The organism is Terrabacter sp. C0L_2, assembly GCF_036352015.1.
Taxonomy (GTDB): Bacteria; Actinomycetota; Actinomycetes; order Actinomycetales; family Dermatophilaceae; genus Terrabacter; species Terrabacter tumescens.
On record NZ_CP143557.1, the window covers coordinates 3400741 to 3413977 of the forward strand.

Annotated in this window: 17 protein-coding genes; 6 read left to right on the top strand and 11 right to left on the bottom strand. The window is 70.7% G+C overall.

Annotation, left to right across the window (positions count from 1 at the left end; all coding sequences use genetic code 11):
• Positions 1 to 114: 114 nt before the first annotated feature.
• Both U5C87_RS15555 and U5C87_RS15560 read right to left on the bottom strand, forming a co-directional pair.
• Entirely contained in the window at positions 115 to 1386 is a 1272-nt protein-coding gene (locus U5C87_RS15555; protein ID WP_330473426.1) for an MFS transporter, read from the bottom strand.
• Positions 1380 to 2732: an NAD(P)-binding domain-containing protein gene (locus U5C87_RS15560; protein ID WP_443082135.1), complete on the bottom strand. Its 1353-nt coding sequence runs from the start codon at positions 2730 to 2732 to the stop codon at positions 1380 to 1382. The genes U5C87_RS15555 and U5C87_RS15560 overlap by 7 nt, the downstream gene beginning before the upstream one ends.
• Positions 2733 to 2940: 208 nt before the next feature.
• On the opposite strand from U5C87_RS15560, the gene U5C87_RS15565 reads away from it, so the two are divergent.
• Positions 2941 to 3294: an ArsR/SmtB family transcription factor gene (locus U5C87_RS15565; protein ID WP_330473428.1), complete on the top strand. Its 354-nt coding sequence runs from the start codon at positions 2941 to 2943 to the stop codon at positions 3292 to 3294.
• 56 nt (positions 3295 to 3350) lie between these two features.
• On the opposite strand, the gene U5C87_RS15570 is transcribed toward U5C87_RS15565, so the two are convergent.
• Both U5C87_RS15570 and U5C87_RS15575 read right to left on the bottom strand, forming a co-directional pair.
• A complete protein-coding gene (locus U5C87_RS15570) occupies positions 3351 to 3884 on the bottom strand; it encodes a DinB family protein (protein ID WP_330473429.1) in 534 nt (177 codons plus the stop codon).
• A gap of 20 nt (positions 3885 to 3904) precedes the next feature.
• Positions 3905 to 4573 (bottom strand): DF family (seleno)protein, encoded by a 669-nt coding sequence (locus U5C87_RS15575; protein ID WP_330473430.1) that lies wholly within the window; start codon positions 4571 to 4573, stop codon positions 3905 to 3907.
• 256 nt (positions 4574 to 4829) lie between these two features.
• On the opposite strand from U5C87_RS15575, the gene U5C87_RS15580 reads away from it, so the two are divergent.
• From U5C87_RS15580 to U5C87_RS15595, 4 genes are read left to right on the top strand one after another with little or no spacing between them, the layout of a single operon-like run.
• Positions 4830 to 5189: a hypothetical protein gene (locus U5C87_RS15580; protein WP_330473431.1), complete on the top strand. Its 360-nt coding sequence runs from the start codon at positions 4830 to 4832 to the stop codon at positions 5187 to 5189.
• Complete coding sequence (locus U5C87_RS15585; protein WP_330473432.1) at positions 5186 to 5614, top strand: MerR family transcriptional regulator; 429 nt, start codon at positions 5186 to 5188, stop codon at positions 5612 to 5614. The genes U5C87_RS15580 and U5C87_RS15585 overlap by 4 nt, the downstream gene beginning before the upstream one ends.
• Positions 5611 to 5880, top strand: a complete 270-nt coding sequence (locus U5C87_RS15590) for a hypothetical protein (RefSeq protein WP_330473433.1) — start codon at positions 5611 to 5613, stop codon at positions 5878 to 5880. Before U5C87_RS15585 ends, U5C87_RS15590 begins: the two co-directional genes overlap by 4 nt.
• 18 nt (positions 5881 to 5898) lie before the next feature.
• Entirely contained in the window at positions 5899 to 6234 is a 336-nt protein-coding gene (locus tag U5C87_RS15595) for a YnfA family protein (protein ID WP_330473434.1), read from the top strand.
• A gap of 120 nt (positions 6235 to 6354) precedes the next feature.
• On the opposite strand, the gene U5C87_RS15600 is transcribed toward U5C87_RS15595, so the two are convergent.
• Genes U5C87_RS15600 through arsB form a run of 5 tightly spaced genes read right to left on the bottom strand, consistent with a single transcriptional unit; the run spans position 6355 to position 10675 of the window.
• Entirely contained in the window at positions 6355 to 6771 is a 417-nt protein-coding gene (locus U5C87_RS15600; protein ID WP_330473435.1) for an arsenate reductase ArsC, read from the bottom strand.
• A 30-nt stretch (positions 6772 to 6801) separates the two neighbouring features.
• Complete coding sequence (locus tag U5C87_RS15605) at positions 6802 to 7428, bottom strand: arsenate reductase ArsC (RefSeq protein ID WP_330473436.1); 627 nt, start codon at positions 7426 to 7428, stop codon at positions 6802 to 6804.
• Positions 7418 to 9220 carry an arsenical pump-driving ATPase gene (gene arsA / locus U5C87_RS15610; protein WP_330473437.1) on the bottom strand — a complete coding sequence of 601 codons (1803 nt, stop codon included), beginning with the start codon at positions 9218 to 9220 and terminating at the stop codon, positions 7418 to 7420. The genes U5C87_RS15605 and arsA overlap by 11 nt, the downstream gene beginning before the upstream one ends.
• Positions 9220 to 9651: an arsenite efflux transporter metallochaperone ArsD gene (gene arsD, locus U5C87_RS15615; protein WP_330473438.1), complete on the bottom strand. Its 432-nt coding sequence runs from the start codon at positions 9649 to 9651 to the stop codon at positions 9220 to 9222. Before arsD ends, arsA begins: the two co-directional genes overlap by 1 nt.
• Positions 9644 to 10675 carry an ACR3 family arsenite efflux transporter gene (gene arsB, locus U5C87_RS15620; protein WP_443082136.1) on the bottom strand — a complete coding sequence of 344 codons (1032 nt, stop codon included), beginning with the start codon at positions 10673 to 10675 and terminating at the stop codon, positions 9644 to 9646. Before arsB ends, arsD begins: the two co-directional genes overlap by 8 nt.
• 248 nt (positions 10676 to 10923) lie before the next feature.
• On the opposite strand from arsB, the gene U5C87_RS15625 reads away from it, so the two are divergent.
• Positions 10924 to 11277, top strand: coding sequence for an ArsR/SmtB family transcription factor (locus U5C87_RS15625; protein WP_330473439.1), 354 nt, complete (start codon positions 10924 to 10926; stop codon positions 11275 to 11277).
• Between the two features lie 202 nt (positions 11278 to 11479).
• Here the strand turns inward: U5C87_RS15625 and U5C87_RS15630 are convergent, their stop codons facing one another.
• Positions 11480 to 12106, bottom strand: coding sequence for a rhodanese-like domain-containing protein (locus tag U5C87_RS15630; protein ID WP_330473440.1), 627 nt, complete (start codon positions 12104 to 12106; stop codon positions 11480 to 11482).
• 92 nt (positions 12107 to 12198) lie between these two features.
• Positions 12199 to 13008, bottom strand: coding sequence for a sulfite exporter TauE/SafE family protein (locus U5C87_RS15635; protein WP_330473441.1), 810 nt, complete (start codon positions 13006 to 13008; stop codon positions 12199 to 12201).
• Positions 13009 to 13237 lie beyond the last annotated feature (229 nt).

A 13237-nucleotide genomic window follows, 5' to 3' on the forward strand; every position in this document is an offset into this window, starting at 1 on the left:
GCCAGCACAACAGCCGAAGCCGGGGCGAAATGCACCAGCGGCGTGGCGTGAGCCGGTCTGGGCGCGCGGGATCAGGGCCCTGCCGGACGCCGTCGCCGCGCGGCACCGCTCCGCTCACACAGTCGGCACGCGCGCGGCGATGGCAGCGGCCGACAGCGACAGGACCGCGAGCAGCCAGAACGCGTTCGCGTATCCCCCCAGCGGGCCACTGAGGGATGCGACAGCCCACGGTGCCAGCGCTCCCGCGATGGTGACGGGCGCGGCAAGGACTGCGGTCAGGCGCCCATAGGAGCTGGTTCCCCATCGGTCGGTGACGGCGGTCGCCTGCAGGAGGGTGAGGTTGCCGCGGACCATCCCGGCGGCCATCGCAACGACGGTAAGCAACCAGATCGGCCCGGCGAGGAACGCGAGGAGCGCGGTCGTCGCGCCGCCGGCGAAGGTGAGGACGGCGGTGCGTGTTCGGGGGCTGGTGCGCGCGGCAACGGGCGCGTAGAGCAGGCGGCCCAGGGTCTGACCGAGGCCTCCGAGCCCGAGCGCCCACGCAGCCTCGGACGTAGAGGCACCGCGTCCGGTGAGGAGTGGGATGAGCCCGAAGACGACGGCGTACATGGCGAACCCGGACAGCGTGAGGGCGACGGCCAGCTGACGGAAGGGTCTGCTCGTGGTGATGGCGTGAGCACTGAGCGCGGCGGCCTTGACCGATCCCGCCGCGTGCTCGGGAGAGTGCCGTGGCCACGGGCCTCGGAGACCCACGGCGTGCAGCGGTGCCGCGATGACCAGGACGACGCCGGCGAGCGTGAGGGTGGCGTGACGCCACCCGAGGTGGTCGGTGAGCGTCGCCGTGACTGGGGCGAACACGGTGCTGGCGAGGCCACCGGCCAGGGTGAGGGTGGTCAGTGCCCGGACCCGGTCACGGCCGTACCAGCGCGTGAGTGCGGCGAAAGCGGGCTGGTAGAAGGTCGCGGCCATCGCGGCACCAGTCAGCACCCATCCGATGGTGAAGACGAGCAGGTTCTGGGCGACGGCGACAAGGGCGAACGCAGCGGCGCCGAGCAACGAGCCGGCCGTCATGGTCCAGCGGGGCCCGGCCGTGTCGATGAGACGTCCGACCGGGATCCCGACGAGGGCCGAGACCACGAGTGCTGCGGAGAACGCCGCGGTCGTGGAGGTGGCCGGCCACCCGGTGTCACGGGTGAGGGCGGGCAGCATGACGGGGAAGGCGTAGTAGAGGACACCCCAGCCGACGATCTGGGTGACGCAGAGGGCCGGGAGTGCCCGGCGGGGACGGCGCGGAGGGCTCGAGGACATGGCGACGTCGACGCCGGGGCAGGGCTGCGGCGTCGACGGGTCCACCGCGCCGTGGTCGCGGGCGCGAGGTGTCAACACCCGGTGGTTCCGCACGCTCCCACGCTGTCCGACGGGGCGCCGATCTGGACGAGCTGCGGGGCGGCCGGTGCACAGCAGCCCCCGACGGCTTCCGCCTTGGTGGCGTCCGGGGCGTCGAACAGGCCTGCCCCGCCACAGACCCCGGTCTCTGGGAGTGTGAGCTCGACCCGGGAGGCTGCCTCGTGGTCGCCCGCCAGGGCGGCCGCGACAGAGCGGACCTGCTCGTAACCGGTGAGCGCCAGGAACGTCGGCGCGCGGCCGTACGCCTTCATCCCGACGACGAAGACCCCCTGCTCGTCGTGGGCCAGCTCGCCCGCACCGTGCGGGTAGACGGTGCCGCACGAGTGGACGTTGGGGTCGATGAGCGGCGCGAGCCCGACGGGGGCCTCGAGCCGGTCGTCGAGGCGCAGGCGCAGCTCCGACATGATCGAGTGGTCCGGGCGGAACCCCGTGAGGCCGACGACCTCATCGAGACCATCGACGCGGCGCCCGTCCTCGCCGACCAGGGCCAGGGTCCCGTCGGCGACGGGCTCGACAGCCAGCGTCCGGAACCCCGTCACGACCTCGATGTGCCCGGCCGCGACGGCGTCGCGTGCGCGCAGGCCGAGGGCTCCGCGGGCCGGCAGCTGGTCCGCGTCGCCGCCGCCGTAGGCGCTGCCGACAACCCCTCGGCGCAGCACCCAGACTGCCTTCGTGCCCGCCACCTTCTCGGCGAGCGTAGCGAGGGCGACCAGAGCCGCCAGGGCGGAATGGCCCGACCCGACGACAGCCGTGCGCCTGCCGCCGAAGCGGGCTACATCGTCCGCGGTCCCGACGTCGGGGACGCGGTACGAGACGTGGGCTGCGACGTCGGGCTCCCGCTCTCCGTCTGCCGGATAGCCGTCGCTGCCGAGCGGGTTCGGGCGCGTCCACGTACCGGAGGCGTCGACGACGGCTGCGGCGGTGACCCGCCCAGCGCGCCCGTCGGCGTGGCGCACGTGGACAGTGAACGGCTGCTCCTCGCGGCCGGAGTCGACAACGCGGTCCCGGCCCTGCCGGGCGACCCCGGTCACCGTGGTCTCGTAGTGGACGCGGTCCCCGAGGGCGTCGGCCAGGGGCCGGAGGTACTCATCCGCCCATTCAGCACCGGTCGGGTAGTGGTTCGCCTCGGGCTCGACCCAGCCTCGGCTGCTGAGCAGTCGCCGGGCGGCTGGGTCGATGAGCTCGGACCAGCGGGAGAAGAGCCGCACGTGACCCCATGACGCCACGGAGACGCCGGCGCGGTCACCGCGCTCGAGCACGATCGGCTCGAGCCCCCGCTCGAGGAGGTGCACTGCGGCGGCCAGACCGATCGGGCCGGCGCCGATGACCGCAACGGCCGCGCCGGTCCGTCGCGACGCGCTCGTGGCGGTGTCGGTGGTGGTGTCGGTGAGTGCGTGGGTCGTGCTGGTCACGAGACGGCCTCCGGTTCGGTCGGTGGAGTCCCGGCTCGGCGGAACCCACGCTGTTTCGATGGTTGTCGATGTCGACATCACCCATCTTGCAACCGGCATAGACAGATGTCAACATAGACACATGTCAAACCCGCTGCCGCTCCTCGACGTCAATGCGACACCCTGCTGCGCACCGCTGACCCGCTCCCCGATCGGCGAGACGGATGCGGAGCGCGTGGCCGCGATGTTCAAGGCGCTGGGTGACCCAGTGCGACTGAGGCTCTTCTCCAACATCGCCTCCGCCGAGGGCGGCGAGGCCTGCGTCTGCGACATCCAGGACGTCGGCGTCTCCCAGCCGACCGTCTCCCACCACCTCAAGAAGCTGCGTGAGGTGGGCCTGCTCGAGTCGGAACGACGTGGCAGCTGGGTGTACTACCGGGTTGATCCCGGCGTGCTCGCCGTCATGGCCGGGCTGCTCGCGCCGGTCGGCACCTGATCCGGCGCGCAGCGGCGGCTCACGACGCCGTCGGGCTCGGACATGGAGGGCTGCCGCTACACCTCGATCGTGAGCTGCTTCCGGTGGAAGTCGTAGTGCTGCATGCCGTACGCGTACACGTCGGCCAGCGTCATCGTGTCCCGGAAGAAGGGATCCCATCCGAGCGGGAAGTGCATCCGCCTACCCAGGGCTTCGGCTGACTCGGCGTCGAGTCGGCGGTGCAGCCGCGCGATGGTGTGGTCGAGTCGGTGGGTCAGCCGTGGCCCGTGGAAGACGAGGGCGCCACCGACAGACCCGAGGTAGTTGATGTAGTGGAACGGGCGGGTCCCAGCGTCCAGCGCCGCTGCGAAGGTGCGGCTGAAGGCGTCCGGGAGCCGCCCGAACATCCTGACCAGCGGGAGCAGCCGAGACACGATGAGGAAGCCGAAGGCCATGTGCCACAACAGTTGCCCGTTGGTCCAGCGGGTCCCGTTGCTGCGCCGGCGGAGCTCCCGGGCGCCCGCAGCGGCGACGATCTGGTGAAGGTCGTAGCGGACTCGTTCCAGATCATCGTGGAGGCGTTGCCGGTCGATGGGTGCAGAGGTGACCATGGCCGCGGGCTTCGGGGGCTTCAGGGAAGGTGACGGTCAAGCCGTCGCAGCGGTGGGCCAAGGACTGGCCAGTCCTGTAGCCCCGCGCGCGTGACCGCATCTCTGGTGGAAGCAACCGTCCGCCGCAGCTGGGCGCCCGGGGTTCGGAGGCCCGCCTCTGCTGCGGATCTGGCGCGCCGGGACAGCCACGAGGCGCACCCTGCGCACACGGCTACCTCCGGGTGCGACCCGAGTCGAGTCAGGTCCTTCTCGTCGAACGGGTTCCCGCAACACCAGCAGCTCAGGCTCTGCATCTGCCCGTGCTCCTGCGCAATGGCTGCCATGAACCCATCCTCGCCTTCGGCTGCCCTGGTGGCCAGAGGCCAGTGAGCGGGTCTGTCCGCCTGCTTGGTCAGCGCCGCGGCGAGCTGGTCGACCGTGGGTGAGCCAGTCATGCCGCCTGGGGTGGCATAGAGCCGGCAGGCCAAGGCCGGGCTCGCGCCGGGCTGCGCGAACGGGTCGGCCCCGTCCAACAGGATGGTCGGGGATCCGGTGAACCCGAGCCGGTCCGCGTCCGCGTCCGATGTCACGTCCACGGTGCTCACTCGGACCGGCACACCGGCGCGGGCGGAGGCAACCTCAACGCGCTCAAGGGCCGTCCGCCAGCTCGGGCAGCCGTCGAAGTACAACACCGTCACGTCCACGCTCATGGCTCCATCATCTCTCGGAGCTGACTGCCAGCATGATCCGGCCGCGTCAGGTCGTGCGGCCATGGAGAGTGGCTGACGAGTTGACGACGCGGTCGAACCGCGTCGCTGCGCGCCCTGGTCGGGACAGGCATCGTCGGCGCCCAGAACTCGGCCGCCTACCCTCAGGCGCCAGGAGCTGAGCACTCCTCCGATGAGAAGAGGGATGCGCCACCAGCCACTTGCATCCCGTACTCAGGTACGGGTTTACCGTCATCACATGAGCATCAACCTGATCGATGACGGCAACGCGTGGGCGCCCTCCTCCTGCACGTTGCCGACCGAAGACCAGCCGCTGCGTGTCGTCGAGTTCGACAGTTTCTTCTCACATGACGCGGTGAGCTTGAGCTGGGTGTCGCCCAATCAGCTGCGCATCGACGTCCGCGCTGATCCAGCCGCCGCCAGCCGTGCGGCCAGCCTCGCCGTCAGGGAGGCCGGGTGCTGCTCGTTCTTCACGTTCGCGCTGACCATCTCCGCAGGCGCCGTCGACCTGGTCGTGAGCACGGCAGAGACCCACGCAACCGTCCTCGCGGCGCTCGGCGCCCGAGCCGAGCGCCTGATTGCAGGAGCCACGAGATGACAGGCCTGCGGTCCGGACAGGTGGCGGACCTGGTGGGCGTCAGCGTCGAGACCCTGCGCTACTACGAGCGGCGCGGCATCCTCGCCGAACCGGACCGATCTCTCGGCGGCCACCGGATGTACACCGAAGACACCGTCACCACCGTGCGCGTCATCAAGGCTGCGCAGAACCTCGGCTTCACCCTGGACGAGGTTGCCGAGCTGCTCGAGGCCGGTCGGCACCAGCACGGCAGCGGACTGCAGTCCAAGACCGAGGCGAAGCTCGCAGAGGTCGAGCGCAAGATCGCCGACCTCGAGGTGATCCGAGACAGCCTGGTCGCGGCACGTGATGCTGGCTGCGACGACCTCGTCACCTGCGCCGGATCGGAGTGCTGCCCGATCCCGTTCGTCCAGATCACCACCCGACCCGAAGTGAGTCACCGATGAAGACGCCGCTGAAGGACCGCCACGTGGACGGCGTGGGCGCCGCAGCCTGCACCCTCTGCTGCGCCGCACCCCTCGTCGCCATGCTCGGACTGGCAGGAGCAGCCGCCACCGCCGTCGCCTTCACCCTCGCAGGCCTCACCTTCGCGATCGTCGTCGCTGGCACCGGGATCGCACTCACGCTTGCACGCCGCCGCGCCGAACGCGCGCAGCACTGCCCTCGCGGCGCGGCCGGCCCCGTGGACGTGAGCATCGGCCCGCCGCGGTAGCCGACTACCTTCACATCCATGGACACCCTGCGCAGCATCGTGCTCTTCGTCGCCGCGGCGATCGCCGAGATCGGCGGCGCCTGGCTGGTCTGGCAGGGAGTGCGTGAGCATCGGGGATGGACGTGGATCGGCGCCGGCGTCATCGCCCTCGGCATCTATGGCTTCGTCGCCACCCTGCAGCCGGACGCCAACTTCGGCCGCATCCTCGCCGCCTATGGGGGTGTCTTCGTCGCCGGCTCACTGGCCTGGGGCGTGGTGGCCGACGGCTTCAAACCGGACCGCTACGACGTCATCGGTGCACTCATCTGCCTGCTCGGGGTTTCGATCATCATGTACGGCCCGCGCCCCGACTGAACGTTCGGACACGCCGCCGTCGGTGCAGGCGCGGTGAAGGTGCCCCCACGAGCGAGAGGTTGCTGCAGCCAGGCGTCCCCTCTCCCATTGGCCGTCCCGGAAGGGGCGTCGCGGGGAGCGTCAGGCGGTGACGGGGGTGACGTCGAGCGACTCGAGCAGGCCCAGGATGCGCTGCTTGATCTCGTCGCGGATGGGTCGCACGGCCTCGACGCCCTTGCCGGCGGGGTCTGCGAGCTCCCAGTCCTCGTAGCGCTTGCCGGGGAAGATCGGGCACGTGTCGCCGCAGCCCATGGTGATGACGACGTCGGATTCCTTGACCGCCTCGGTCGTGAGGATCTTGGGGGTCTCGGCGGTGATGTCGATGCCCTCTTCGGCCATGGCGGCGACGGCGGAGGGGTTGACCTGGTCGGCGGGCGCGGATCCAGCAGAGCGGACCTCGACGGCGCCGCCGGAGAGGTGTGCGAGGTAGGCGGCGGCCATCTGGGAGCGCCCGGCGTTGTGGATGCAGACGAAGAGGACGGAGGGCTTGTCGGTCATGGGTACTCCTGGGTCGGTGGTTGGGGCGGATCAGATGCCGAGGTCGCGCAGCAGCCGGGTAATCCGGCCTTGGATGTCGTCCCGGATGTCGCGGACGGTCTCGAGTGGCTGCCCGGCGGGATCGGCGACGTCCCAGTCCTCGTAGCGCTTTCCGGGCAGGATCGGGCAGGCGTCGCCGCAGCCCATGGTGATGACGACGTCGGCGGCGCGCACGACGTCGTCCGTCAGCGGCTTCGGGTAGGCCTCGGTGAGGTCGATCCCGCGCTCCTTGAGGACCTCGATGGCGGTGGCGTTGACCTCACCGACGGGGGCTGAGCCGGCCGAGCGGACGTGGACGCGACCGCCGGACAGGTGCTGGGCCAGTGCCGCGGCGATCTGGGACCGGCCGGCGTTATGGACGCAGACGAAGAGCAACTCGGGGACCTGCTTGGTGATCCGGCCCTCGGCCTGAGCGGCCGCCGTCAGCTGGGTGGTCGCGTACCTCGCGGTGAGGATCGGCAGGTAGGTGGGGATCCTGGACACCGGCTCGAGCGCGGCCCGTGCGTCGGCGACGGCCTGCGCTACCGACTCCTTGGAGAAGACCCCGTCGTACGTGTACGTCAGGTCCTCGACGATCCGGTCGTAGTCGGGTCCACCGGCGGTCGTGTCAGTGCGCATCGATCAACGTGCCTTCCGTGAGGGGACGGGTGAGCTCGGACAGCGCTGCGGCGCCGACGGGTTCGCGGGCCAGCAGCGGCAGGACCGCCACGCGCTGGCACAGCCCCCGGACGCTGGTGAGCGGCTCAGCCTCGGCGTGGGCGCGGGCGCGCAGGAACGGCGAGATCGGGGCTGCTGCGGTCAGGCTGCCGTTGACGACCCAGGCCCAGGGCGTGATGCTGGCCCGGGCGAGGTCGTTCTGCAGCTCCTGGGCCTCGAGCACGGGGGTCGTCTCGGGGAGGGTGACGATGACGACCTTGGTCTGGGCCGGGTCCTGAAGCCGCATCAGCGGGGTCACGAAGTGTGCGCCCTCGCTCATCTGTCGGGTGATCTCACGGTGATAGGAGCCGGTCGCGTCGAGCAGGAGCAGGGTGTGCCCGGTCGGCGCCGTGTCCAGCACGACGAACTGCTTCCGGGCCCGGAACACGACGTGGGAGAACTGCTGGAAGACGGCAACCTCGTCGGTGCACGGCGACTTGAGGTCTTCGGCCAGAACGGCGCGGCCGGCGTCGTCCAGGGCCTTCCCCTTGCCTGCCATGACCCGCTCGCGGTACCCCTCGATCGCCACCTGGGGGTCGATCCGCTCGACGGTGAGGTGCGGGGTCTCTGCCTGCAGGGTCTCGTTCAGGTGGGCCGCCGGGTCGGTCGTCGTCAGCAGCACCTCATGACCTCGCGAGGCGAGCTCCAGGGCGACAGCGGCAGCGACCGTCGTCTTGCCGACCCCGCCCTTGCCCATGCACATGACGAGCCCGTGCCCGTCTGCCTCGAGCTCGTCGACGAGGCTACGCAGATCCGTGAGCCCGTCCGGGAGGGTGGCGATCTCAGCGGGGGCCTCGGGCGGGGACGCGGCCTGGGGCTCGAGCAGGGCACGGAGGGCAGGCACGCCGACGGTGTTGACGGCGAGCAGCGGCAAGGTGGTGCGGGGCAGCCCGGCCACGGCGTCGGGGACGGCGTCGAGGGCGGCATCCTCGCGCGCGCGGACCGCGTGGGCCAGCTCGTCCCTGGGAGTGCTGGTGACGGCATACGACGGCATGACGCCGTTGACGACGAGGTGGGCGTTCGTCATGCCCAGCTCGTGCAGCTCGCCGTACGTTCTCGCGGCCTCACGGAGGGAGGACCCCTGCGGACGGGTGACCAGGACGAGGCGGGTGCGCGTTGGGTCGGTCAGCGCGGCCAGGGCGCCGGCGTAGTCGTGACGCAGCCGGTCGAGGCCCGCGACCGGTCCGAGGCACGACACGTCGCCCTTGCCGTCGGAGAGGTAGGAGGTCCACTCCCCCGGAAGCTGAAGCAGGCGCACGGTGTGGCCCGTGGGTGCGGTGTCGAACAGGACGTGGTCGTAGGCCGCGGTCGCGGACTCGTCGGCCAGCAGCGAGGTGAACTCGTTGAAGGAGGCGATCTCGGTCGTGCACGCCCCGGACAGCTGCTCGGTCATCGCGGAGATCTCTGCCGCCGGGAGGAGGTCCCGCACGGGGTCGATGATCGTGGCGCGGTAGGCGTCAGCTGCCTGCTGCGGGTCGATCTCGAGGGCGTCGAGGCCGGGGACGGTCGGAACCGGCGTGATGGTGTTGCCGACGGTGACGCCGAAGACCTGTCCGACGTTCGAGGCGGGGTCGGTGCTCGTCAGCAGGATCCGCTTGCCCTGCCCCGCGAGGCGTACCGCGGTCGCGCAGGCCAGCGTGGTCTTGCCGACGCCGCCCTTGCCGGTGAAGAAGAGGAACCGCGGCAGGGCGTCCAGGAAGGGCAGGGTGAGCATCAGCAGCAGCCCTTCGGGGCATCGGCCGCAGGGGCGGCTGCGCTGTCCGAGGGGCAGCAGTCAGCGCCCGTCGCGGTGAGGGTCAAGGTCAGTGCGGGACGGCGCGCCGAGGTGGAGTCTGCAACATCCGGGAGGGCGGCGTACCGCGTCAGCTGCTCGCGGCTCGGGTACGCGCCGGTGAGCACGGTGACCCCGTCGACAACGGTCAGCGGCAGCCCTGCCGAACCAGCCAGGTGCATGAAGAAGCGCACCGTGTCCTCGGCGACGAAGGCTGCCGGGTCATTGGCGAGGTTGTGTCGCTGCACGTGTCCGCCGGCGGCGTTGACGTGGGCCAGGTCCGCCGTGAACGCGACCAGACGCTCGTCGAGCTCCGGGCCGCACACGCCGGTGTTGCAGCAGAGGGCCGGCTCGTAGACGTGGACCTCAGCCATTGCGGGACACCGCACCAGCTGACGTGAGCGGCACGCCCTGGCTGCCGGGTCGGGCGGTGAAGCGCTTGCGCAGGGCAAGGCTGACGTAGACGAGGGCGACGAGCGCCGGCACCTCGATGAGGGGCCCGACGACGCCGGCGAGGGCCTGGCCCGACGCCGCGCCGAACGTCGCGATGGCGACGGCGATCGCGAGCTCGAAGTTGTTGCCCGCCGCGGTGAAGGCGAGCGTCGTCGTGCGCTCGTAGCCGAGCCCGAGGCCCGCGCCGAGACCGAACCCGCCGCCCCACATGAGGGCGAAGTAGACGAGCAGCGGCAGTGCGATGCGCACGACGTCGAGCGGGCGCGACGTGATGGCCTCACCTTGGAGCGCGAACAGGATGACGATGGTGAACAGCAGGCCGTACAGCGCCCACGGGCCGATCCTCGGGATGAACTTCGTCTCGTACCAGTCCCGCCCGCGCCGCTTCTCGCCGATGCGGCGGGACAGGAAGCCCGCCAGCAGCGGGATGCCGAGGAAGATGAGGACCGATCGGGCGATGTCCCACGTGGAGGCGTCGATGCCAGTCTGCTCGAGGCCGAGCCACCCGGGCAGCACGGAGAGGTAGAACCAGCCGAGCCCGGCGAAGGCGACGACCTGGAAGACCGAGTTGAGCGCGACGAGCACCGCGGCGGCCTCGCGGTCACCGCACGCGAGGTCGTTCCAGATGATGACCATGGCGATGCAGCGGGCCAGCCCGACGACGATCAAGCCGGTGCGGTAGGCCGGCAGGTCCGGCAGGAAGATCCACGCGAGGGCGAACATCAGGGCCGGCCCGAGGACCCAGTTGAGGAACAGTGAGCTCAGCAAGAGGCGCTTGTCGCCGGTCACCGAGTCGAGCCGGTCGTATCGGACCTTGGCCAGGACGGGGTACATCATGACGAGCAGACCGAGCGCGATCGGGAGCGAGACGCCGTCGACCTCGACGCGCGCGAGGCCGTCGCCGAGTCCCGGTACCACTCGCCCGAGGAGCAGGCCGGCCACCATCGCCAGGCCGATCCACACGGGCAGGAACCGGTCGAGCGTCGAGAGCTTCGCCACCACCGGGTCATGGGGTGCTGGTGCGCTCTTCGTGGGGGCGGTGGGGCTGGGCGGGTTGGTCACCGGGATCCTTCGAGGCTGGTCTCAAATCCTGCACTGCTACATCGACACTGGTCGATACTCCAACGTTGGCAGTCGCATCGACATGTGTCAACATTGACCATGGTCGATGAAGGCGAACGGAAGGTGAACGAGTGAGCATCACGACACTGACAGCCACTCCGCAGCAGGTTCCCCACGTCTCGGAGTGCGGCTCAACCCCGGTGCCAGTCCTTGAACGCACCGAGGCAGAGCGCCGGGCTGGGCTCCTCAAGGCGCTAGCTGATCCCGTCCGTCTGCAGCTGCTCAGCATCATCAGCGCCTCCCCGGATCGCGAGTCGTGCGTCTGCGACATGACGGAGGCCGTCCAGGTCTCACAGCCGACCGTCAGCCACCACCTCAAGACCCTCGTCGACGCCGGAATCCTCACCCGCGAGCGTCGCGGGAGCTGGGCATGGTTCCGCCTGGAGCCGCTCGCGTTGGAGGACATTCGTCAGTTCCTCGCATGAGCCGCAGGCAGCCATGTACCGGGCCAGCGAGATCAGCAGCGCCCTGCTTCTGCGCCACCAGCGGCTGTAGCCGTACCCAACTGACCGAGCCCGGCCGAACGCACGGGTGAGTCATGGGCAGGTGCTTGCTCTACACCACCTCATCGGCGAGGGCTCTGGAAACCACGTCTGCGGTGTCCAGAGCCCTCGTCCACCGATCGACTCAGGCTGCCGCCCCGCCCAGCTCACGCACCACGGCATCGAGGCTGGGTCCGGTGCGGCGGTTGTAGGGCAGCATGGACAGGGCCTTGCCCATGGCGCAACTGTTGGTCATCGCGGCTCCCGTCAGCCCGGCGCCGATCGCCGCCGACACCCACTTGAGGGCGGGCACCTTCGTGCTGGCCAGCACGCCGGCCAGGACGATGCCGCCGGCCACGAGCCGAACCTGGCGCTCGAGTTCCCAAGTCTGGGCGCCGCGGTTGAGCGGGCCGCCGGCGACCTCCCAGGCGGACACTCCGCCGGTGAGGACGTGGAGGTTGTCCAGTCCCGTCGAGCCGAGCAGCGTCTCGGCCTGGGTGGCCCGGGCGCCGGAGCGGCAGACGAGGACGACGTCGTCGTCGAGGTGGGTGCGCAGCTCGTCGCGGTGCTCGCGCAGCAGCGGCAGCGGCACGTTGTAGGACCCGGGGATGTGGGCGGTCGTGAACTCGGCGGGGGTGCGCACGTCGAGCAGACGGGGCCGGTCGTCGGCCGCCATCCACTCCTGCAGGGCCAGAGGGTCGAGCGCTGCGGGCCGGCGCGGCGTGGCGCGGGTGGTGGTCGGGTCGAGGTGGACGGAGGGGTTGGTGCTCATGGTTCCTTTCAGGTTCCGCACGCGGGGAGGCGTGCGGGTTCTGCGGGAAAGCGCGACGGATCGGCCACCGCGCCGGAGGTAGGTGACCGGCGTCAGCCGAGGAGGGAGAGGCTGCGCGCGGCGGTGTACAGGGCGACGCCGATGAGCAGGACGGCGAAGGCGAGGGTGAGGTGTCGCGGGTTGGCACCGGAGGCGATGCGCCCGCCGATGAGGCTGCCGACGACGGCGGCGGCCGCGAAGGTCGCGATGAGCGCCCAGTCGAGGTTGCTGCTCGTGTGGGTGATCCGCGCGGTCAGCGCGGTCGCGCTGTTGACGGCGATGACGAGCAGGGATGTCCCGACCGCGGTGGGCATCGGGAAGCCGAGGGCGAGGACGAGGGCGGGCACGAGGGCGAATCCCCCTCCGACGCCGAAGAACCCGGTCAGCAGCCCGACGAGGGTGGCGGTCACGACGACCTTGGCGACGCGTGGGCAGGCGCAGCTGAACGGGTGCAGGGTGATCATCGGCTCGACCGTCGGATCCAGCAACGTCGAGCGCTCAGCAGGGTTGAGGACGCGGCGCAGCATGAGCGCTGCGACCAGAAGCATGAGGGCTGCGAACGCAAGCAGCAGGGCGTTCGGGGCGACGGAACGTGACAGGGCAGTCCCGGCGAACGAGCCTGCGGTGCCGAGGGCGCCGAAGAGGAGCCCTTGAGCGAACCTGACGCGCCCGGCGCGGGCGTGCGGTACGAGTGCGATGAGCGAGGTGACCCCGACGATGATGAGCGAGCTGGTCGTGGCGTCGCGCGGGTCCTGCCCGAGCACGTAGACCAGGGCGGGGACGGTGAGGATGGAGCCGCCTCCTCCCAAAGCCCCGAGGGCGAGGCCGATCAGCACGCCGAGCGGTATGGCCAGCAGGGGCATGGGATAGAGCTCCTTCGAAGCTACTGGTGGTGTCGGACGTCCTGTGTTGGCGCTGCATCGGGGGCCGGTACGGGGATGGTCCCGGCCCCCGACGGCGCCGTCCGAGCCCGGTCTCGGGCGCGTCGGCCTCTCCTGGGGGAAGGTGAGACGGCGACGGCTCGGCGGACAGGGCGCGCCGGGCTCGGGATCGGTTCCGGGAGGTCCGAGGGGGGCGGACTCCCGGGCGGTA

What these genes read in the sequence shown, in the direction of transcription:
- U5C87_RS15605 (WP_330473436.1), bottom strand. Translation starts at nt 7,428, where the DNA reads ATGCGCACTGACACGACCGCCGGTGGACCCGACTACGACCGGATCGTC.
- U5C87_RS15580 (WP_330473431.1), top strand. Translation starts at nt 4,830, where the DNA reads ATGAGCATCAACCTGATCGATGACGGCAACGCGTGGGCGCCCTCCTCC.
- U5C87_RS15570 (WP_330473429.1), bottom strand. Translation starts at nt 3,884, where the DNA reads ATGGTCACCTCTGCACCCATCGACCGGCAACGCCTCCACGATGATCTG.
- U5C87_RS15595 (WP_330473434.1), top strand. Translation starts at nt 5,899, where the DNA reads ATGGACACCCTGCGCAGCATCGTGCTCTTCGTCGCCGCGGCGATCGCC.
- U5C87_RS15600 (WP_330473435.1), bottom strand. Translation starts at nt 6,771, where the DNA reads ATGACCGACAAGCCCTCCGTCCTCTTCGTCTGCATCCACAACGCCGGG.
- U5C87_RS15565 (WP_330473428.1), top strand. Translation starts at nt 2,941, where the DNA reads ATGTCAAACCCGCTGCCGCTCCTCGACGTCAATGCGACACCCTGCTGC.
- U5C87_RS15635 (WP_330473441.1), bottom strand. Translation starts at nt 13,008, where the DNA reads ATGCCCCTGCTGGCCATACCGCTCGGCGTGCTGATCGGCCTCGCCCTC.
- arsD (WP_330473438.1), bottom strand. Translation starts at nt 9,651, where the DNA reads ATGGCTGAGGTCCACGTCTACGAGCCGGCCCTCTGCTGCAACACCGGC.
- U5C87_RS15575 (WP_330473430.1), bottom strand. Translation starts at nt 4,573, where the DNA reads ATGAGCGTGGACGTGACGGTGTTGTACTTCGACGGCTGCCCGAGCTGG.
- U5C87_RS15630 (WP_330473440.1), bottom strand. Translation starts at nt 12,106, where the DNA reads ATGAGCACCAACCCCTCCGTCCACCTCGACCCGACCACCACCCGCGCC.
- U5C87_RS15585 (WP_330473432.1), top strand. Translation starts at nt 5,186, where the DNA reads ATGACAGGCCTGCGGTCCGGACAGGTGGCGGACCTGGTGGGCGTCAGC.
- arsB (WP_443082136.1), bottom strand. Translation starts at nt 10,675, where the DNA reads ATGGTGGCCGGCCTGCTCCTCGGGCGAGTGGTACCGGGACTCGGCGAC.
- arsA (WP_330473437.1), bottom strand. Translation starts at nt 9,220, where the DNA reads ATGCTCACCCTGCCCTTCCTGGACGCCCTGCCGCGGTTCCTCTTCTTC.
- U5C87_RS15590 (WP_330473433.1), top strand. Translation starts at nt 5,611, where the DNA reads ATGAAGACGCCGCTGAAGGACCGCCACGTGGACGGCGTGGGCGCCGCA.